Below are 20,174 nucleotides of genomic sequence, written 5' to 3' on the forward strand. Positions count from 1 at the left end.
TACCTTGATTGAGTTACCCCCGCCGACACCGGAGGAGCTACAGCAACAGGCCGAATCAGAAAAGCGTTATCGCATGTCACAGGTGGCAAATACCATTGCGCCACTACAGGACGCCGCTGACCTCGACATGGCCACGAAGGAAGAAAAAGCGGCTCTTGTCGCCTGGAAAAAATACCGCGTCCTGCTCAACCGGGTAGATTGTTCCACTGCCCCCGATATCACATGGCCGGAACCGCCGAAGTGAGGGGGTGTTATCTCTTCCTTGCCCTATTATCGTATCCGAGTCGTGTGTCATTTTTGTGGCACACCATATGTCAATATTGTGCCAATATCAGGTACTTACATGTCACAACAGTGAATTATAGAGTGATAATGTTCAATTAAATCAATATCTTAAAGTTAAACTTACTGACTTGTAATCAGTAGGTCACCAGTTCGACTCCGGTAGCCGGCACCATACAAGAATAACCCGTTATCTCAGGATAACGGGTTTTTTCTTTTTTGTTTTTTCTAACTTCTTTATCAGGTTCAATTTTTCAGTCGGACGCTGACAAAATACAAACATAAGGCTAAAAACACGGGTATCTCAGTGCTAATTATTTTAGCAACAGGGATGAGCTATCGAGCAGATATATAAAGCAGTAGTAACCTGACTATGGCGAGTTAAGGTGAAAACTACCTTTGAAATTTATGTTTCCTCCCAAATACTCTCCTCTTTCATACAAATCATGCTCCCATAAACAACAATAAGAAATTATCCGTTTTTATTGTTTTCTTTCCACCGACATACAGTGTAATTATTTATTTACATCGTATGTACTATAAATTTGACAGCCATAAATCAATCCTTTACCCTGCCTGTCTTATAACTATTTTTCCAACATATTCAGAGACGAGGATCGCGTGAGGAATCGCACTATTGGCAGTATTTTTATCGTCGCTGGGACGACGATTGGAGCTGGGATGCTGGCAATGCCATTGGCTGCGGCAGGTGTAGGTTTTGGAACAACACTCGCCATGTTAATCACTTTATGGGCATTGATGAGTTACACTGCACTTTTGCTGGTAGAAGTTTATCAACATAATCAAGCCAATACAGGCTTAGGCACCATTGCCAAACGCTATTTGGGGATCGGCGGACAGGTGTTAACAGGTTTCAGTATGCTATTTCTGATGTATGCCCTGACAACAGCCTATATCAGTGGCGCAGGTGAATTGCTGGCTGTCAGCCTTTCCGCCTGGATGGATAAAACAATTACTGTTTCTGGCGGGATCATCGTGTTTACGATAGTTGCCGGAGGTGTAGTCTGTATCAGCACGCAATCTGTTGATTTAATTAATCGCCTACTGTTTACCGCCAAAATCATTTTTCTGCTAGTCGTGCTCGGTGTGATGATGCCTCATGTTGATAAAATCAATCTAATATCCATGCCAATAGAAAAAGGGCTTGTACTGTCTGCGATTCCGGTGATTTTTACTTCCTTCGGGTTTCACGGCAGTGTGCCAAGTATTGTTTCCTATATGAAAGGAGATACAAATAAGCTACGGAAGATATTTATCATCGGTAGTGCTATCCCGTTGGGCGCTTACATCCTGTGGCAATTGGTTACTCTTGGAGCCATTTCTTCCAACACCTTTGTCGGTATTCTTGCACAACAATCTGGTTTAAACGGCTTATTGCAGGCAGTCAGAGAAGTTGTTGCCTCACCAAAAGTAGAACTTGCTGTCCACCTGTTTGCCGACCTTGCACTGGCAACATCCTTCCTTGGGGTTTCACTCGGTCTGTTTGATTACCTTGCTGATCTGCTAAAACGCCGTAACCACGCCAAAGGACGTTTGCAAACTGGTTTGATGACTTTTATTCCCCCCATGCTTTGCGCCCTGTTTTACCCTAACTTTGTTATGGCGCTGACATTCGCTGCTGTTGCTCTGTCTATTCTGGCTCTGTTACTTCCTTGCCTGTTGGTTTGGCGCAGCCGTGAAGAAAATCAGGGTGGATATCGTGTCAAGGGTGGTAACCTCGCATTGATATTAGTTTTTCTTTGTGGCCTTGCTGTAATTGTCATTCAGATTGGAATTGTCACAGGTATACTGCCAGAAGTGGGGTAAATAATTATCCGCATCTTTAATGGTGCGGATAACCCTAATTTAAAATATGTTAGAAACTCGCACCTACTCCGATGTAAAAACCGTCTGACACTTTATTATTGCGATTTCCATTTTTTCCTTTCAAATCAATAACCCGATAACCAGCATTAATGGTTATTGGTTTAAAGAGAGTATAACGAATTCCGCCAGTTGCTTCAGTATAAGAATCAATGCCAGAAGTTAAACCCGATGGAGCACCATAAGCCTCACCGTATAATGACAAAGAAGGCATTACTTCCCAACTGAGGCCAACACCACCAGCCAAGGCAGCACCATCTTTCCCCACTTTTGGTGACAAGTAGAGAGCTTTACCACCAACACTTGCTGTTATCGGACCAACTGGCAAAGCAAAAGCAGCCCCCAAGCTCCCTAACTGGCCATTATGATCACTGCGAGTCCAATTTCCATTGAGGGACAATCCGGCATTTTTATCACCAATTCCCGCAGATGCGCTGGTATAGTGTTTTCCTGCTTCTATATTCATAGAAATTGCATTTGCAGTACCTGCCACAAAGAGCAAACTGGCTGCACTGACAGCAATAAAACCTTTCATATCTCTCTCTCTTCTCAATCAGTAATTATGGTCGTTGCTAATATTCGTGAGCCATTTTACTGAAATCCAATAAACACTATAGATTATGAATGTAATAAACTATTTAGATTCATCAAGATATGTAAACACTGGATCGTTTCAGTACCCATTCTTTGATCTGTTGACGTGAAGTTTTTATCCCGCCATTTTTCAAATGTTCTGGTAACAAATAACAAGCTACAGGTCGTTGGAATGTAGCAAGTTTATCGGAAAGCCAATTAACAAGTATTTTTGTAAGTTGAGGATCATGTGTTTCGATCACTGCAACAGGCCGATGCCCAAATTCAGTATCAGGCACTGGAACAACAAAACTTTGTTGAATTTGGGGATGCAGATTAATAATACGCTCAATATCTTCCGGCTGAATACCTTCACCACCACTGAAAAATTGGTTATCAAAACGTCCTAAAACACACAATTCGCCTTGTTTAAAAACACCCCGGTCACGGGTCGGAAACCAGCCTTCCTCTTTGGCTAATGGTTTTAATTTTCCATCAAACCAATAACCCATAGCGATACTGTCTGCCCGTATCTGTATTTCCTCATCCAACAAACGGATCTCTTTTCCCGGTAACGGCGTTCCTACTCCCGATAAGCCGTCTGCGCGTTTTGCACAGACTGTTGATGCCATTTCAGTCAAGCCATAACCGCACCAACAGCGGATCCCAATATGCTCAGCTTGTTGAATAAGTTCCAACGGTATCATTGCCCCGCCTAATAACACATCTTTCAAAGTCAGATCATGGTTACGAGGTTGGGAAAGCCAGCGCCACAGTTGAGTCGGTACTAATGAAGCATGCGTGCAACCCGATAAGGCTTTATCCAGAGAGTACATATCCCGCAATACCAATTCTGCGCCTTTCAATAGCCAGCGCCAAAGTATTCCCTGACCAGAGACATGAAATAGTGGCAACGACAGCAACCAACGATGATCCGGCTGGAAATCTATGCGTGAAAGGACACCCTGTGCGCTGGCAAGGTGAGCACCAATAGAATGCACGACTGCTTTGGGCAACCCGGAAGATCCTGAAGTCAGGATCATGCTAGCCGGGCGATTGATATCCCATGAAACACATTTACCTGACACTTTTTTACCTGACATAACTGTAAACTCAGTTTGCCAGTTGAGTTCCGTTGCCTGAATGGCCGATACAGGTAAGCCGGTAAAATCAGCCACAAATGCCAGATTTAGGTGAGGAAGTAATTCTGTCAACAACGATTCAGGAAGTTGAGGATTGAGTGGTAAGGCTCTTGCACCGCATTGCAGAACAGCAAGATAACATAACAAGAGATCTGCACTGTTCTTGCCTCTTAGGATCACACCATCACCTTGTGATACCCCCTGTAGCCGGAAGCAATTCGCAATAGTGTTAATTTTTGTTGCCAATTCCTGCCAGGTTATTGCGTTGTCACACAACCAAATTGCCTGTTTTTCTGGGTAACAAACCGCCCAATGATGCCATGGCCATTGATTAAACGACACTAATGAATTCATAATTCCACATCACTTCCAGTTCGTCTAATTCCATACAAGGCATATCACTGTCTGGCCAGCAACGGATAAGTTGCGATTGAATCAGATTGAGTGTATCCAGCCCTGGCAGGGTCTCTGGTGTTAGCCAATATGCTAAGCGGGCCAGTTGTGTCAGACCAAAACTGGTTTCAATACTTGAGCTTATCACAGCATCCAACCCGGCTTGATGAGCTTCGGTGATCAATTGGCGACAACGGGTAATACTACCTACTAACGTCGGTTTGATGATGATCGCGGTAACCCCTTCCTGGGCTTCTACTGTGAAACCTGCTTCACGAACACTTTCATCCCATGCAATGGCAATACCTGTCTCACGGGCAAATGCCAGTGAGTCTTCGCGGGTTTTACAAGGTTCTTCCAGAAAAGCAATACGCTGCCGATAATCAGGATTGATATACTTCGCAAATCCATCAGCTTTCGCTCGCGTCCAACTGCGATTGGCATCCAAGCGCAATTGTAGATCGGGTACGGCTTCCAGTAAGAGATTAACTACCATGCCATCCCGTACAGCTTCATAAAGCCCGACTTTCACCTTAGCCATTTTCCTCCCGGCTATTTTTCCCAGATGCAAGATCACATCATCAGGATCCCCCGTACATAATAGTGCTTTGTGATAATTGGCCTCTGCGGGAAGTTCGCCCTGTAATTCAGCAAGAGCACAACTGATACCAAATGCGACAGAAGGTAATTCACTCTGCTCTGGCTCTTTATTTTGCCCTGTTTCACTTTGGCACCAGTGTGTTAACCATTCCACCGCAGCACAGCAGGCTTGTTCAAGCGTTTCGTGACTAAATTCCGGCAATGGGGCAATTTCTCCCCAACCATGGTTACCATTTTCCTGCACATGCACTAACAAACCATCACGGGTTTTCAGACGTTGGTAACGTAAGATAACACCTGCCTCCATAGGCAGGCTGTATTGATATAAGGTTGCTTTACGCATTATGGATTACGTTTAAATTTACTGAAATCAGGGTGACGTTTTTCGTTGAACGCATTACGTCCTTCCTGCCCTTCCTCAGTCATATAGAACAACATGGTGGCATTTCCCGCTAACTCCTGCAAACCAGCCTGACCATCGCAATCCGCATTCAATGCAGCTTTCAGACAACGCAATGCTGTTGGGCTGTTTTCCAGCATTTCACGGCACCAGCGTACTGCTTCTTTTTCCAGTTCAGAATAAGGAACAACAGTATTGACCAATCCCATATCAAGCGCTTCCTGAGCATTGTATTGGCGGCACAAAAACCAGATTTCACGGGCTTTTTTCTGCCCCACAATCCGCGCCATATAAGATGCTCCCCAGCCACCATCAAATGAACCCACTTTAGGGCCTGTCTGACCAAAAATTGCATTGTCTGCTGCAATGGTCAGATCACACATCAGATGTAATACATGCCCTCCACCGATAGCATATCCGGCAACCATAGCAACAACGGGTTTTGGACAGGTACGGATTTGGCGTTGAAAATCTAATACGTTCAGATGATGTGTTCCGCCTTCATCTCTGTAACCACCATAATCGCCACGGATCTTCTGATCGCCTCCCGCACAGAATGCTTTTTCTCCCATTCCTGTCAGGATAATTGTGCCAATGCTATCGTCATAACGGGCATCAGACAGTGCCTGAATCATCTCTTTAACGGTCAGAGGACGGAAAGCATTACGCACTTGCGGACGATTAATCGTGATTTTGGCGATACCGTCTGGAGATTTATGATAAAGAATATCTTCAAACCCGCTGGAACAATCTTGCCATTCAATCGGGAAATATAATTTTTCTTCGCTTGGATAGAGCATTATTGAACTTCCTTAACCAAAAAGTGATAAAAAATGGTTCACTGCGGCAGAAAAACCCGCAGGATTGCTGCTGTGAGCATTATGTCCAGCCTGGGGAATTATTTTTGATGGCAGTGCATACCGCTTCACAATTTCTTTAAATTTCTGATCGTGTTCACCACATAAATAAGCAAAAGGCACTGCTATTTTTTGTAATGCAGGCACTAACCAAGGCTGGTGCCCAAGTGAGGTACGTTCTAACATGTCAGCAATACTACAGCCTTTGTTTCGGCTACGAAGATGAATAAAACGGAGGCGCTGTTCCGGTGACAAATCTGCAAATACAGGTTGTTGATACCAGTCAGTCAAAACTGCCGACATGGATTCTTCACGAAAACGTTGTGCCCAATGCCTGTCATGCAACAATCTGGCCTCGCGCTCCTGCTGGGAAAACAGCCCCGGATTTCCCCCTTCTACCACTATTCCCCTTAATCCTTTTTGGTAACTGTGAGTCGTATTGTTTTGAGTTGCCTGATTTTGGACTGCCTGGTTTTGAACTGCCTGGTTTTGAACTGCCTGGTTTTGAACTGCATAGTACATAGCAAGCCGTCCACCAAGTGAATAGCCGATTAACCAGTAATCGTGGATCTGATATGCAAGCAAAGTTTCGTTCAATAGCTTGCTCATCTCTGCAAAATCCCCCACAGCCGTAATATCGGCAGAGTCACCGTGACCGGGTAAATCAATCAATAAAGAAGCATATTGGTTACAGGCGGTTACGATGGGCAACCATTCATTGCCACGTCCCAACAGACCATGTAACCAAACCAGCCATGTGTTCTTCCTATCTACATTCACTGTCTCTGCATTGACTATCTGACCGGCCAATTTCATAGTTCAGTCACCTGTTTCAGCAACTCTTGCAGACATATCGCACCTTCGTTATCTGTCACGATTAATTCAATGATTGTTGCTGTTTTTTGCTGCCATGCCTGTTCAAACGACTGTTTCAATTCAGACCAGTTTTGTGGCGCACTATAATTCAAACCAAACATGGCGGCAGCGTGATTAAAATTGATATTTTGCGGCATACAGTAAAAACGCTGGCGTGTTTCCTGTGGTGTAGGCAGTAATGAAAAAATTTGGCCGCCATTATTATTTACGATAAACAACACTATAGGTGAAACGCTTTCCCGCAATAAAGCTAAGCTATTCAAATCATAAAGCGCAGAAATATCGCCAATAATCGCTAAAGTCGGCTTACTGGTCGCCCGTTGCACACCGACAGAAGTCGCTATTAACCCATCAATTCCACTTGCACCACGATTGCTGTAAACCGGATAACCCGCAGGGAGTTGTCCTAACGCATCAATCAAACGGACAATCAAACTATTGCCGACAAATAACTGCCCTTGCTGCGGTAATAATTGATGTAGCTGATGAGCAACCGCTGCCTCACTGAATTTTCCGGCCAATTGTGCGCTAACACAGCCGAATGCTTTTTCAGACCAAATCCCCAGTTCACTCGCCCAAGAAACCTTCGTCTCAAAAACATCAGGCATCTCTGTTTGAGCGGGGTGATACCGTAACCAATCAGCCACATGACAGGTAAACTTACGTCCCTGATGATTAGCGGGATCAAGCCTTCCCATAATAGGGTCAATAATCCAATACTCTTCTGGCTGACATTTGGCCTGCCACTGCAATAATCTTTTTCCGGTCAGACTGGAGCCAAACTGAATAACCAACTGCCCTTTTGCCAGGATTTCCTGCGTACAGGGATGGTTCAGCCACAAATCAGCGCAAGGCAAAGGTTGACCTGTTTGGGACAACACATCTCCAATCAATGGCCAGCCCATTTCTTTCGCCCACTGTGCAACAAGTTTCCCTTCTTCGGCTCCTATTCTTCCTGCCAGTACGACACCGCGTTTCTTCCGCCAATAATCCCAATCCGCTACTTTGGCAATAATGTGCGTTACTGATTGCTTAAGCCACGGCTGGTGGCCTTGCCACCAATTACCTAGCGTTTGCAGCCATGCCTGATATTTTTCATCGTCACCATATAACGGCTCAGCATAAGGGCAATTGATATGCAGCCCTCCTTGCTTCAGATTTAACATCGCATTATCAACGACAGAAACCAACCAACTGGCTGAAATATCGATGGTCGGTCGTGGCAGAGAAAGTGTTTGAGCCGGATGTGAGGCAAAAATATTACTCTGGCGAATAGCCTGATTCGCACCACAATCGATTAATTCCGGTGGTCTGTCCGCAGTGAGAAAAACCAACCGTTCACCGGTTAATCCGGCCTCAATCAGGGAAGGATACAGGTTAGCCACTGCGGTTCCTGACGTCACAATAACAGCAACGGGTTCCTGACTCGCTTTTGCCAATCCTAGCGCCAGATGACCTAGCCCTCTTTCATCAAAGTGGGTATGACATACCAGTTTACCGTTCTCTGCGGCAGCTTTTTTTACAACGGAAAGTGTCAATGGTGTGGAACGAGAACCAGGAGCAATACAGACATGACGCAGACCATGACGAGTCAGTGCTTCCAGTAAAAGTTCCGCCCAACGACGGTTCAGTGCGCTGTTTGACATAGAGTGTTCGAAAACTTCTTTCAAAAATAAGATGAATTATATAAGACATTCTTCACGCTTATTCTCTTAAAAACGCCTTCTTTGTTATAGCTCAAAGAAATGCCATGTAATTGACGTTATTTCCATGAACTTATTCATTTGCTGAGTTACCTAGCAATGAACGTAGTCCTGCGGCTTTATTCTCAATTTCTATCCATTCCTGCTCAGGATCAGAGCCAGAAACAATGCCTGCTCCCGCACATAATGACAATAAATCACCCTTTATATAGGCGCATCACAACGAAACAGCAAATTCATTCTGCGCCAAACATAAATACCCCACAGATCCGGCATACCAGCCACGGTGAAATTGCCGTCGTTCCTGCTAATGTTTCAGTAAATATCTGTAACTGATAGCGGTAATAAAGTCGTTCTGGGGTCGAAGCAAGAAAAGCAGAACGACTGAATACCAACTTCGCTAACATTTTTGGCATTAAGGATTTCGCATATATCAGCGATAACATTGGCAATCTGATCCACAAACTTCCCCACTAATAACTTAATAAAACGCAAAATTATACGAGTCACCAGGAATTATTAAAGTACTTATTATTTATCTGATTGTTTATGCGGTTGGTTTTGATCTGAATATCTAACGATAACTTCACCATTTTTACTGACTTATTGCCTATTTTTATTACTCAAATCAATAATTGCAAATTTTCTTTAAATAAATCAGTGATATATTAAGAATCACATTATTGACACCGATAGAATCCTATTTCTAAAAATAAACAACACAAGGCTAACATGCCAAACTTAGTTATCAGAAAATGACTAATTTAATGTTTATGAATTTAATCACACTAAAAACCAAAAATATAATTCTCACTTGCAAAAAGATAATAAAATCATTCTCAAAACCCAAAAGTAAGTTTGAAAAAACAAATCACCTACTGATAATAATCACCAAAAATATCAGCAATGAAAAATATTCACATTCATAATTAACATTTTTTATTGTGGTTAATTTCATTCATAAATATTAAATTAAAAATACTATAAGAAAATTCTCAAAAACAATTAAAAACAACAGGTTAAATATAATGCCTTTATTTTATATAAAAAAATAACAACAAGGTATTACTTATTAACCCATAATAAAATCAAGAAACAATATTGCCTTGATGTTATGTCTATTGTTTTTCAAAAAATACCCATTGATATAAAGCCACACAATACGTATTATTTTGCCTCTTCCAAAATGAAGAAACAAAATGCTTGTCTTAATCAAAATTCAATTTTATTTCGTCTGATTCTGCTGTTTTTTTAAATAAATAAGCAGTATAAAAAGGGGACGCCGTGTTATATCTTTATTTTAGGCCGATAGGCTTTCTTAGATATCGGTATAGTCTGTTATCGTTATTTATATCACTAAGTTGTCTAATAACAACAGAGGCCGCGACAGCGGGTTATGATGCATTAATTCAACGAGCCAGAAGTGGCAATACCATCCCCATACTTGAATATATTCGTCAAGAAGAAAAACGGCGGAAACTCTCTCCTTCTCAGGTAGCTGATTGGTTACAGGTCACAAGCTGGGCGGGTCATGACAATGAAGTGATTAATCTTTGGCAACGCTATCATGCTATGGAATTACCCGCCAGAGGGATCGCCGCTGCCGCACGCGCTTATCGCAATCAGCGCCAGTGGAATCAAGCCATTCAATTATGGCACCTGGCTTCAATTCTTGAAAAACACAACCACGCTATAAAAGCGGGTTTGATTATGACGTTGGCAGATGCCAGGCGAGACAGTGAAGCCCGTCGTCTGGCAAAAAACTTACTGTCCCATCAAACCAGTGCTGCTAATTACCGTTTAATGGCCTATGTGGATCAAGCCGCCGGGCGCTCATGGGATGCCATGCAGATGCTCACTATCGCCCACGAACGTTTCCCCAAAGATAAGGCTACAACCCACGATTATCTGTTCAGTCTGAAAAACAACCGGGTGAATGGTCCGGCCTGGTTACTGGAACAAAAACACACCACACAATTACAGTTATCCCCCGGCCAACAACGCAAACTGGAAGCTGACGCTGCGGCAGAGTTAGTTCGCCTTGCAATGATCCCCAACCGTAGTGAAAAAGAACGATTTGATATCGCTGATAGAGCACTTGCCCGCTATGAACATATGCTCAATCAATGGCGGAAACAACCAGATGCCCAACAAGACTATCGACGTGCTCGTATTGATCGCCTCGGCGCACTGCTTGCCCGTTTCCGGACTCAGGAACTCATTGAAGAGTATTTACGCCTGCAACAACCTTCCCAGACAGAAAAAAACGTCGTTATACCGGATTACGCGCATAAATGGGCTGCGTCTGCCTATCTGAACCTCCGCCAGCCAGATAAAGCAAGGGATATCCTGCGTCCACTGAATTATCCAAATGGAAAATATCCAGATAAAAAAACACCAGTGCACCATATCACACAGGAAGATGATAGCGTTCTTTTTTATGCCAATGTGGAGAGTGAACACCTTAATGAAGCTCAACAACTGGCAACTAATATCAAGCAACATAATGCTTATATGACGAATGTTTACGGTTCTCCAATCCGGGTGCCTAACGACAACTGGTTGCAAGGGCAACAGTTTTTGGCTGAATCAGCCCAACTGCATGAATATCTTCCCGAAGCAGAAAGACGTTTTACCCATTTGGCTCGTACCGCTCCTGGTAATCAGAAATTACGTATTGATCTGGCAGCCGTCTGGCTGGATCGTGGCTGGCCACGTCAGGCAGAAAGGGAACTGAAACAAATCGAGGGACTTGATCACCGTAATTTGTCATTGGAAATTCAGCAAGGCTATACCGCTTTAGCATTACAAGAATGGCGACAAGTCGATCTGCTGTCTGATGATGTCATCACCCGCGCCCCTGAAAATATGCTGGCCAAACGTTTTAATCGTCTGCGTAATGTTCATCACATGTCAGAACTGCGTGTCAGAGTTAATCAGGGTATTGATTCAGACAGCCCCACGAGTGGTAAAAGTAGTTCAGACATTGATCTTGTCATTTATAGCCCTCCTATTCATGATAATTGGCGCTTGTTTGCTGGCGGTGCTTATAACCGCAGCCAATTCAGTGAAGGCCGTGGCTTAAACCGTGATTTACGTGGTGGTATAGAATGGCGGGCACGGGATATTTGGCTGGAAGGCGAAGTTTCTGGCCGTCATTATCGTCATGGCAATAAAGTCGGTCTGCGTTTTGCCGGATGGTATGATTTAAATGACCAATGGCGTTTGGGAGGTTCAGCGGAACGTCTGGCTCGTAATACTCCTTTACGGGCATTAACCAATAATATCTACGCCAATGGCGGGCAACTTTATACCCGTTGGAGACACAGTGAGCGCAGCCAGTGGACAGCTCGTTTTGCTCCTTCATTTTTTTCTGATGGCAATAATCGCTTTGCATATGCTATTGACGGTATGCAACGCATCTACACAGCACCTTACCTGAAACTCGATGCCACACTGGAAATCAGTACGACACATAACAGCAAACAAAATACCCCTTATTTCAATCCAAAAAATGATTTTACCTTCCTGCCAGTATTGGAAGCCGACCACATCATGTATCGGCATTACCAAACCGTTTGGAGTCAGCAGCTCGCGGCTGGTATCGGTGAATACTGGCAGAACGGGTATGGCGGGGGGCTGATAACGACCGTGAGTTATGGGCAACGTATTAAGTGGAATGATGTTGTGGATGCAGGCGTGAGGATCACGCTGGATAAACGCCCTTATGACGGTAAACGTGAAAAAAACCTGCAAGCTGCTTTTGATTTGATCTATCGGTTCTAAAGGATTTTTTATGACTTTCAACGTAATTCGCTATTGGTTAATGATTTCAGCTTTGCTGGTTAGCCTGTTTATTTCGCAACTCAGCATCATGGCCTATGCTGAAAAACCAGAATTCGTTCCACCAGCAGAGCGCCCTTTGTCCATGAATGAGCGCCCCTGGCCTCACAATGGTTTCGTCGTACTGGCTTACCATGAAGTTGAAGATGACGGAGCTGATCAACGATTTATGTCAGTTCGTACCAGTGCGCTGAACGAACAATTTGCCTGGCTGCGCGCAAATGGCTATCAACCTATTACCGTTGATCAGATCCTCGTTGCCAATCAGGGAGGAACCCCATTACCCCCAAAAGCTGTGCTACTCACTTTTGATGATGGCTACAGCAGTTTTTATCACCGAGTTTTTCCCTTGCTAAAAGCCTATAACTGGCCTGCAATTCTGGCACCAGTCGGCATTTGGGTTGATGTTCCCGCAGGAAAGCCGGTGAATTTTGGTGGCTTGAAGGTATCACGGGAACGCTTTACGACCTGGGAACAAATTGCGGAAATGTCCCGTTCTGGTTTGGTGGAGATTGCTTCTCATACCTATCAGCACCACTATGGTGCTATTGGTAATCCACAAGGCAATACTGAACCTGCCGCCGCTATCCGGATCTATGATCCCAAAACAGGTAAATATGAAAGCGATCAGAAATTCCGCCAACGCATGGAACAGGATGTCGCCACAATCACCCAGAGAATCGTTTCTGCTACAGGCAAAAAACCACGCGTCTGGGTCTGGCCTTACGGCATTGATAGCGGCGTTACTCTGGATATTGCCAAACGTCATGGTTATCAAATGGCACTGACACTCGACAATGGACTGGCCAAGGCAGAAAACTTAAATAACATTCCGCGAATATTGCTCACTAATAACCCAACGTTAAAAGAGTTCGCTGAACAGGTTATTCAGGTTCAGAATAAACGCATCCTACGTGTTGCCCATATTGATCTGGATTATGTGTATGATCCTGACCCTATTCAACAAGCACGCAATCTCGATCAGCTAGTACAACGTGTTGCTGATCTTCGTGTTAATACTGTCTTCCTGCAAGCATTTGCCGATCCTAAAGGCGATGGCAATATCTATGAGCTTTATTTCCCTAACCGTTGGTTACCGATGCGGGCAGATTTATTTAACCGGGTTTCCTGGCAACTGCATAGTCGGTTGAATATTGATGTTTATGCGTGGATGCCAGTTCTGGCATTTGAATTAGAACCTTCACTGCCTCGCGTAACGAACTATAACGAAGATAATGGCAAGTTATCCGTGAGTAAAACACAATATCGTCGTTTATCTCCTTATAACCCGGAAAACCGCCGGAGGATTAAAGAGATTTACCAAGACTTAGCTGCTCATTCCATATTTCAGGGTGTGCTGTATCACGATGATGCTGTCATGTCAGACTTTGAAGATGCCAGTCCGGATGCAATTAACGTTTATCAACAAGCTGGTTTTCCAGCATCTGTTGCCGAAATTCGTCAGGCTCCGGAACAGTTTGCCCGTTGGAGCCGTTTCAAGAGCCGATATCTGACTGAGTTCACGCAAGAATTGACTCAAACCGTTAAATCAGTCCGTGGTTATCAAGTAAAAACGGCCCGTAATATTTTCGCCCTGCCTATTCTGGAGCCGGATAGTGAAGAGTGGTTTGCTCAAAATCTGGACGATTTTCTTACCCATTATGATTGGGTTGCACCAATGGCAATGCCATTAATGGAAAAAATATCGCTATCAGAAAGTAATCAGTGGCTATCCCGTTTAGTGAAAGCTGTTGCCCAACGCCCGGAAGCACTGGATAAAACAGTTTTTGAGCTTCAGGCTGTTGACTGGCGAAAACCATTAAATAAAAGAGCGATACCAGGCGAACAAATGGCTGAATGGATGCGTCAATTACAACTGAATGGCGCACAAAATTTTGGTTACTACCCTGATGACTTTCTTAATAACCAACCAGAAATGAACAAAATCCGTCCTGTTCTTTCTCCAGAATGGTATCCACTAAATGATTGATCGTATTCTTGCTTTTATTGTGCTCTGCATTGTATTGAGCATTCCGGTCGGTATCGCCATCACCTTTACAGGTGAGGTTATGCTGCATTTTGTGTTTTTCTGGCCATTATTCATGTCTGCTATCTGGATCTCAGGAGGCATTTATTTCTGGTTCTATCGTGAAAGACACTGGAAAAAAAACGACGTCCCTCCCCACTTGGAAGGGGAACCCCTGATATCTATTTTGATCCCTTGCTATAACGAAGGGCCAAATGTGCGCGAAACATTACGGGCAGCACTAAACCAGCGTTATCCTCACATTGAAGTGATCGCAATCAATGATGGTTCAACTGACAGTACTGCCCATGAACTCAATGAGATGGCTAAACAGCATAGCGCCTTGAAAGTAATACACTTAGAACAAAATCAGGGGAAAGCTACAGCGCTTCAGGCAGGAGCTGCCGCTGCCAGCAGTGATTATCTGGTCTGTATTGACGGCGATGCTCTGCTAGATCGCGACGCAGCAGTATGGATGGTAAAACCCATGATCGATCACCCTCGTGTTGGTGCGGTCACAGGCAACCCTCGTGTCCGTACCCGTTCTACCTTGATTGGCCGGATTCAAGTAGGTGAGTTTTCTTCTATCATAGGCTTAATCAAGCGTACCCAACGGGTTTATGGTCAGGTATTTACCGTTTCTGGCGTTGTTGCCGCCTTTAACCGCCGTGCTCTTGCTGATGTCGGCTATTGGAGCAATGATATGATTACCGAAGATATTGACGTCAGTTGGCAGCTACAATTACACCACTGGTCTATCTTCTTCGAGCCTCGCGCTGTCTGTTGGATTCTGATGCCCGAAACTCTCCGGGGGTTATGGAAACAGAGACTACGCTGGGCACAGGGCGGAGCTGAAGTATTTCTCAAAAACCTGCGTAAACTCTGGTCATGGGAATATCGCCGTATGTGGGTATTATTTACGGAATTCTGCTGTTCCGTCATTTGGTCATTTACCTTTGCCCTCTCAATTATTTTGTTTTTCCTCGGCATGTTTGTCACATTACCCGAAAATATCCGCGTCTATACACTCTTCCCGCCTGGATATACAGGGTTGGTATTAGCCGTAACTTGCCTGATCCAATTTATTGTCAGTCTGGTCATTGAACGACGTTATGAAAAACACGTTGCATCATCACTTTTCTGGGTGATTTGGTATCCAATGGTGTACTGGATGCTGAATCTGTTCACTACACTTGTATCTTTCCCCAAAGTCATGCTTAAAGTACGCCGGAAACGTGCCCGTTGGGAAAGCCCTGATCGTGGAATAGAGAGAATAGAATAATGAAAGATCCGTTGATATTTACAGAACAAAGATTATTACCTCGTCTTATTGATATTATACTCACCATTATAGCGTGGGCTGGATTTACCTATTTATTCATAGTGGGGCTATTTAATTCGCCCCATCATGGCCCAAAACCTGTTACGTCTGTATTTACCTCAGAAGTAAGTTCAATTGTACTTTATATTATCATCGCCATATTTAATTCACTCCTGTTGATCGGGTGGGCGAGATACAATCAAATCCGCTTTCGTATAGAACGTCGCCGCCATCGACCTGTATTAAATAATGAAGAATTGGCAAAGAGTTTTTCTTTAGAACCGCAATTAATGAACAGACTAAATCAAGGCAAAGTTTCCAGTATCACTTATAATACCCATGGACATATGATAGGAATAACTGAAAAATCAAATCAATTAGTCAGCAAATAATTAGCAAGGAAATTAAAACTTCCTATCGCTTAAACATTTTGCAACCTATCTCAGCCAAATGCTACTTGTGTCTGATAATTATAACACTTGCAAAAACACTATGATGAGATAGGTTCTAATTGAGGGTATATTCCATCAATAATTTTGTTATCTGGATTAAATGAAAAGCAAATACTGGAACTTGTTATGTGCTTGACTGAATGGACTCATTGTATTGTTAGACGTTACGTTTCCAAAGTATTTCTACGGGTACTAACGATTTTTTGCTTAACCATTGTGATGTGTAATTCAATAGTAACAGCCATGCCTGATGCTAAAGAAAAAATAAAACTCAATGAAAACGTTGTACGTGTCGTTTCTGGTATTATCAGTTATACACACTGGCCCGTCACACGTTCAACGCTACATTTGTGTCTGGTCGCACCATCTAATTACATTGATGTCTTAGCCAACATCAATATGCCCACTGATGATACAAAATTACAAGTAGAAATTCTGAACTTCAACGCAGAAAAATTATTAGAGAAATGTGATATTGTTTATTACGGTCAAATTGACCCTATACTTCAACATCAAGTGATTAGTCAAAAAAATAGCAAACCACTTCTCACAATTGCTGAACAAAACCAACATTGTGAAATCGGTAGTGCATTTTGTCTTAATATTGACAGTACACAAACGACGTTTAACCTTAATCTCGATATTTTGACACGCAGTGGTGTACGCGTAGATCCAAATGTCCTGCAATTGGCTCGCAAGGCGGAATAACTGTATGAAAAAGCGTTATTCACTAATGCCATCACGCCCGACCTTACGTCAAGCTGTTCATCGTATTCATTTGATCATTACTTTTGTTACATTATCCGTTGTCGGCCTGTTTCTTTCATTACTGGCGCTAGTTGCCATGCAGAAATATGCTGAAAATAACTTAAAGCAGACCTCATCAACAATAGCTCATACCGTTCAGGCTGCAGTTGTATTTAATGATAAAACAGCCGCGAACGAAATATTGGAGATGATTGCGGCTCATAATAATTTTACAGAAGCGAAAATTTTCGATGCCAAAAATCAAATTTTGGCGAGCTGGCAAGCCAATAAAACAACGCGAACCGGTAATTTCAAGAAACTGCTTGAATATTGGATTTTCCCTGAGCCGATCACTTTTCCCATATATCACCATCAACAACAGGTGGGTTCGGTTTGGTTAATCGGCAATAGTGAACACATCATCAAATTTATCTATCAAGCCTTATTGGTACTATTTGCTTGTTTACTGATTAGCGCCATACTTTCACTCTATCTCTCCCTGCGTATGCACGATGGTATTGTCAGGACATTACAAAACATTGCTGGTGTTGCCCATGATGTCCGGCAACGACGTGCTTTTTCACAACGTGTTCCTTCCGCCAAAATTGCAGAACTTCATGAATTAAGTCAGGTTTTTAACCATCTGCTTGAAGAATTGGAAGAATGGCAACACCATTTACAAACTGAAAAAGCAGCATTGGCATGGCAGGCTCAACATGATTCCCTTACAGGGTTACCCAATAGAGCCACTTTTGAACGCGTATTATCGACTGTGATGAATGATAAATTCATGCGTGAAAGCGCAGTGATCTTATTTATTGATGGCAACCGATTAAAATATGTTAATGACGTCTATGGACATGCAGCAGGTGATCACGTCCTGATCACAATAGCTGATACCTTAAAAATGAAAGTACGAAAAACGGATACTGTCGCTCGTCTTGGTGGTGATGAGTTCGCTATTTTATTACCTTCAGCCAATTTGGAAGATGCAGAAAGAATCGCAAAAAATATTATCCACGCCATGGACACTCCAATTCAGCTCCCCAGTGGCCAACACCTGCGTATCACACTCAGTATTGGTATCGCCCTGTCAAATGGTGATTTGACAGCAGAACAACTACTCTCTGAAGCAGATGCTGCCATGTATCACATCAAACAACGAGGTGGTGGCTGGTATTCCGTTGATACAACAAAAATAAACTATTTATCCAGGAATTCATCATGATAAAAAACCGTGTTTTTATATTTGTGATTGCATTTATTACTCCTCTTCTCCTTAATGCCTGCCAGAATAAAGGGAACCTAACGGCAGAACAGATCACAATCCTTAAACAGCAGGGATTTCATCAAACTGACGAAGGATGGCTGTTTGGCATGTCAGAAAAAGTGCTCTTCGGTAATAATCAATATCATTTACGTCCTGAAGGTGAAGCAAAGCTGATAGAACTGGCGGCGGCTTTATCTAAAGTCGGTATTCATCACGCACGCCTGGATGGTCATACAGACAATTATGGTGAATTGAGCTATAACAACCAGCTCTCACTAAAGCGGGCTAACACTGTTGCGGATGCCCTGACACGTGGAGGAATGCAAAGATCCAACCTGAAAACCCGTGGTTTGGGGCCAAGCCAACCTATTACAGATAACCGCAGCTCAAAAAGCCGGGCAGAAAACCGCCGTGTAGCGATTGTGATTACTGCTCAGTAAATCACTTATATACCTTATGGATTACAAGATGCAACCAACAAAGCGGCGACTTGGAAGACAATGAGTATAAATAAAGTAAGGAATAATCTGATAAAAGATTGGCATTAATCAATAAAATAATTTAATTATTTCGCCAAGGATGGCAATAATAACCCATCAATTACGCAATCTATTAGCCGATCCTCGCCATACAGCTATATATATTTCCTGTATTCAATATCTTCCTGTAAGATAGCCGACGTTGTTTTTTCAAACAGAAAACTATTTTTTATAAACAACAAGCTCACAGAATTTTACAAAATTAGACGGTAAGTCTACTGTTGGGTAATGGGCTTTATCAAAAAGGAGAAATGATGGGGCTGAATTTTAAATCATACCGAACATTGTATCGGGTATTTGTGGTATTATTCATCGTCATCACATTAAGTGTTGGCAATATATTATGGAAAGTATTTTCCAATTATCAGAATAATATCAAGCCTGATATGGAGCTGGAGGGCGTTTTGCTTTCATTGGCAATATTCATGCTCTTATCCACCATCTTTTTATATCAATACACTAAAACTGTTATTATTCCGACATATCAATTAAAAAAATCCATTAAAAATAAACAATTTATCCCTTATATACAACCTATTATTTGTAGCCAAAGTGACACCATCATCGGATGTGAGATCCTTGTACGCTGGCAACATCCTGCACAGGGGCTATTGACACCAAAAGATTTTATCGTGCAAATTGAGAAATCAGATTTGATTGTTCCTCTAACACGTAATTTAATCACGCAAGTACGGAATTTCTTTGTTCCGCTTACCCATCAGCTACCTAAAAACTTTCATTTTAGTTTCAATATCAGTGCAAAACATTATAAAGAAGCCAGCTTATTAGATGATTGTCGTGATTTTCTACGAGCATTCCCTGAGAATTCTGTCCGGTTGATATTAGAAATTACAGAAAGAGAATTACTGGAGCCGGATGAGTACTCGATTAAACTATTTAATAAATTAGATGAATTAGGTGTATTAATCGCTTTAGATGATTTCGGCACAGGTTATTCAAACCACACATATTTACAAAAATTGAATGTTAATATGGTGAAGATAGGTCATAACTTCATCAGCAAAATGAATACGGATATGATTTCGAAGCATATTGTTGAAAATATCATTGACTTAGCATTGCGACTGAATTTAGAAATTGTGGCAGAAGGCATTGAAAACCAAAAACAGGTGGATCAACTAAGAGACCATTCCATAAACTATTTGCAGGGGTATTATTTTGATTGTCCCGTGTCATTGGAAGAATTTGTTAATAAATGGTTGAAGTAAATAATACAACTATTCTTAATTTTAGGATTATAGAAAA

At 42.7% G+C, this 20,174-nt stretch carries 17 protein-coding genes and 1 pseudogene; 10 read left to right on the forward strand and 8 right to left on the reverse strand.

Going from position 1 to position 20,174, the window contains the following annotated elements:
• Both Xind_RS15500 and tyrP read left to right on the forward strand, forming a co-directional pair.
• On the forward strand, nt 1-244 hold a 244-nt coding region (locus tag Xind_RS15500), incomplete at its 5' end, for a tail fiber assembly protein (RefSeq protein ID WP_187650430.1).
• Nucleotides 245-903: 659 nt separating this feature from the next.
• Nucleotides 904-2,109: a tyrosine transporter TyrP gene (gene tyrP, locus Xind_RS15505; protein ID WP_047682381.1), complete on the forward strand. Its 1,206-nt coding sequence runs from the start codon at nt 904-906 to the stop codon at nt 2,107-2,109.
• Nucleotides 2,110-2,158: 49 nt separating this feature from the next.
• Here the strand turns inward: tyrP and Xind_RS15510 are convergent, their stop codons facing one another.
• The 8 genes and pseudogenes from Xind_RS15510 to Xind_RS15545 form a co-directional block, all read right to left on the reverse strand.
• Nucleotides 2,159-2,701 carry a YfaZ family outer membrane protein gene (locus tag Xind_RS15510; RefSeq protein ID WP_187650431.1) on the reverse strand — a complete coding sequence of 181 codons (543 nt, stop codon included), beginning with the start codon at nt 2,699-2,701 and terminating at the stop codon, nt 2,159-2,161.
• Between the two features lie 112 nt (nt 2,702-2,813).
• A complete protein-coding gene (menE, locus tag Xind_RS15515; RefSeq protein WP_047682377.1) occupies nt 2,814-4,235 on the reverse strand; it encodes an o-succinylbenzoate--CoA ligase in 1,422 nt (473 codons plus the stop codon).
• The gene (gene menC, locus Xind_RS15520; RefSeq protein ID WP_187650432.1) at nt 4,213-5,217 is read right to left on the reverse strand and encodes an o-succinylbenzoate synthase; all 1,005 of its coding nucleotides are present in this window, start codon (nt 5,215-5,217) and stop codon (nt 4,213-4,215) included. The genes menE and menC overlap by 23 nt, the downstream gene beginning before the upstream one ends.
• On the reverse strand, nt 5,217-6,074 hold the full coding sequence (menB, locus tag Xind_RS15525) for a 1,4-dihydroxy-2-naphthoyl-CoA synthase (RefSeq protein ID WP_047682374.1): 858 nt from the start codon (nt 6,072-6,074) through the stop codon (nt 5,217-5,219). The genes menC and menB overlap by 1 nt, the downstream gene beginning before the upstream one ends.
• Nucleotides 6,075-6,086: 12 nt before the next feature.
• Nucleotides 6,087-6,947, reverse strand: a complete 861-nt coding sequence (menH, locus tag Xind_RS15530; protein WP_187650433.1) for a 2-succinyl-6-hydroxy-2,4-cyclohexadiene-1-carboxylate synthase — start codon at nt 6,945-6,947, stop codon at nt 6,087-6,089.
• Nucleotides 6,944-8,653, reverse strand: coding sequence for a 2-succinyl-5-enolpyruvyl-6-hydroxy-3-cyclohexene-1-carboxylic-acid synthase (gene menD, locus Xind_RS15535; RefSeq protein WP_187650434.1), 1,710 nt, complete (start codon nt 8,651-8,653; stop codon nt 6,944-6,946). The genes menH and menD overlap by 4 nt, the downstream gene beginning before the upstream one ends.
• A gap of 130 nt (nt 8,654-8,783) precedes the next feature.
• Nucleotides 8,784-9,002 (reverse strand): annotated as a pseudogene (locus tag Xind_RS15540) (chorismate-binding protein); the annotation flags it as partial.
• On the reverse strand, nt 8,947-9,126 hold the full coding sequence (locus Xind_RS15545; protein ID WP_156115370.1) for a hypothetical protein: 180 nt from the start codon (nt 9,124-9,126) through the stop codon (nt 8,947-8,949). The pseudogene Xind_RS15540 and the gene Xind_RS15545, both read right to left, overlap by 56 nt.
• Nucleotides 9,127-9,994: 868 nt before the next feature.
• Here Xind_RS15545 and pgaA point away from each other — a divergent pair.
• The 8 genes from pgaA to Xind_RS15585 all read left to right on the forward strand — a co-directional run bounded on the left by pgaA (nt 9,995) and on the right by Xind_RS15585 (nt 20,137).
• Nucleotides 9,995-12,496, forward strand: coding sequence for a poly-beta-1,6 N-acetyl-D-glucosamine export porin PgaA (pgaA, locus tag Xind_RS15550; protein WP_187650435.1), 2,502 nt, complete (start codon nt 9,995-9,997; stop codon nt 12,494-12,496).
• Between the two features lie 10 nt (nt 12,497-12,506).
• Nucleotides 12,507-14,543 (forward strand): poly-beta-1,6-N-acetyl-D-glucosamine N-deacetylase PgaB, encoded by a 2,037-nt coding sequence (gene pgaB / locus Xind_RS15555; RefSeq protein WP_187650436.1) that lies wholly within the window; start codon nt 12,507-12,509, stop codon nt 14,541-14,543.
• Nucleotides 14,536-15,861: a poly-beta-1,6-N-acetyl-D-glucosamine synthase gene (pgaC, locus tag Xind_RS15560; RefSeq protein WP_047682363.1), complete on the forward strand. Its 1,326-nt coding sequence runs from the start codon at nt 14,536-14,538 to the stop codon at nt 15,859-15,861. The genes pgaB and pgaC overlap by 8 nt, the downstream gene beginning before the upstream one ends.
• The gene (gene pgaD, locus Xind_RS15565) at nt 15,861-16,292 is read left to right on the forward strand and encodes a poly-beta-1,6-N-acetyl-D-glucosamine biosynthesis protein PgaD (RefSeq protein WP_187650437.1); all 432 of its coding nucleotides are present in this window, start codon (nt 15,861-15,863) and stop codon (nt 16,290-16,292) included. The genes pgaC and pgaD overlap by 1 nt, the downstream gene beginning before the upstream one ends.
• A gap of 303 nt (nt 16,293-16,595) precedes the next feature.
• Nucleotides 16,596-17,060 (forward strand): regulatory sequestration protein YfiR, encoded by a 465-nt coding sequence (gene yfiR / locus Xind_RS15570; protein ID WP_047682357.1) that lies wholly within the window; start codon nt 16,596-16,598, stop codon nt 17,058-17,060.
• A gap of 4 nt (nt 17,061-17,064) precedes the next feature.
• Nucleotides 17,065-18,327: a diguanylate cyclase DgcN/YfiN gene (gene dgcN / locus Xind_RS15575; protein WP_047682355.1), complete on the forward strand. Its 1,263-nt coding sequence runs from the start codon at nt 17,065-17,067 to the stop codon at nt 18,325-18,327.
• A complete protein-coding gene (gene yfiB / locus Xind_RS15580; RefSeq protein WP_047682353.1) occupies nt 18,324-18,809 on the forward strand; it encodes an outer membrane lipoprotein YfiB in 486 nt (161 codons plus the stop codon). Before dgcN ends, yfiB begins: the two co-directional genes overlap by 4 nt.
• A 320-nt stretch (nt 18,810-19,129) precedes the next feature.
• On the forward strand, nt 19,130-20,137 hold the full coding sequence (locus Xind_RS15585; RefSeq protein WP_231571432.1) for an EAL domain-containing protein: 1,008 nt from the start codon (nt 19,130-19,132) through the stop codon (nt 20,135-20,137).
• Nucleotides 20,138-20,174: the final 37 nt, after the last annotated feature.

The organism is Xenorhabdus indica (assembly GCF_014467235.1).
GTDB classification, from domain to species: domain Bacteria; phylum Pseudomonadota; class Gammaproteobacteria; order Enterobacterales; family Enterobacteriaceae; genus Xenorhabdus; species Xenorhabdus indica.

What these genes read in the sequence shown, in the direction of transcription:
- Xind_RS15545 (WP_156115370.1), bottom strand. Translation starts at nt 9,126, where the DNA reads ATGCCAAAAATGTTAGCGAAGTTGGTATTCAGTCGTTCTGCTTTTCTT.
- dgcN (WP_047682355.1), top strand. Translation starts at nt 17,065, where the DNA reads ATGAAAAAGCGTTATTCACTAATGCCATCACGCCCGACCTTACGTCAA.
- menE (WP_047682377.1), bottom strand. Translation starts at nt 4,235, where the DNA reads ATGAATTCATTAGTGTCGTTTAATCAATGGCCATGGCATCATTGGGCG.
- yfiB (WP_047682353.1), top strand. Translation starts at nt 18,324, where the DNA reads ATGATAAAAAACCGTGTTTTTATATTTGTGATTGCATTTATTACTCCT.
- menB (WP_047682374.1), bottom strand. Translation starts at nt 6,074, where the DNA reads ATGCTCTATCCAAGCGAAGAAAAATTATATTTCCCGATTGAATGGCAA.
- Xind_RS15510 (WP_187650431.1), bottom strand. Translation starts at nt 2,701, where the DNA reads ATGAAAGGTTTTATTGCTGTCAGTGCAGCCAGTTTGCTCTTTGTGGCA.
- menC (WP_187650432.1), bottom strand. Translation starts at nt 5,217, where the DNA reads ATGCGTAAAGCAACCTTATATCAATACAGCCTGCCTATGGAGGCAGGT.
- menD (WP_187650434.1), bottom strand. Translation starts at nt 8,653, where the DNA reads ATGTCAAACAGCGCACTGAACCGTCGTTGGGCGGAACTTTTACTGGAA.
- yfiR (WP_047682357.1), top strand. Translation starts at nt 16,596, where the DNA reads ATGCCTGATGCTAAAGAAAAAATAAAACTCAATGAAAACGTTGTACGT.
- pgaD (WP_187650437.1), top strand. Translation starts at nt 15,861, where the DNA reads ATGAAAGATCCGTTGATATTTACAGAACAAAGATTATTACCTCGTCTT.
- menH (WP_187650433.1), bottom strand. Translation starts at nt 6,947, where the DNA reads ATGAAATTGGCCGGTCAGATAGTCAATGCAGAGACAGTGAATGTAGAT.
- pgaB (WP_187650436.1), top strand. Translation starts at nt 12,507, where the DNA reads ATGACTTTCAACGTAATTCGCTATTGGTTAATGATTTCAGCTTTGCTG.
- pgaC (WP_047682363.1), top strand. Translation starts at nt 14,536, where the DNA reads ATGATTGATCGTATTCTTGCTTTTATTGTGCTCTGCATTGTATTGAGC.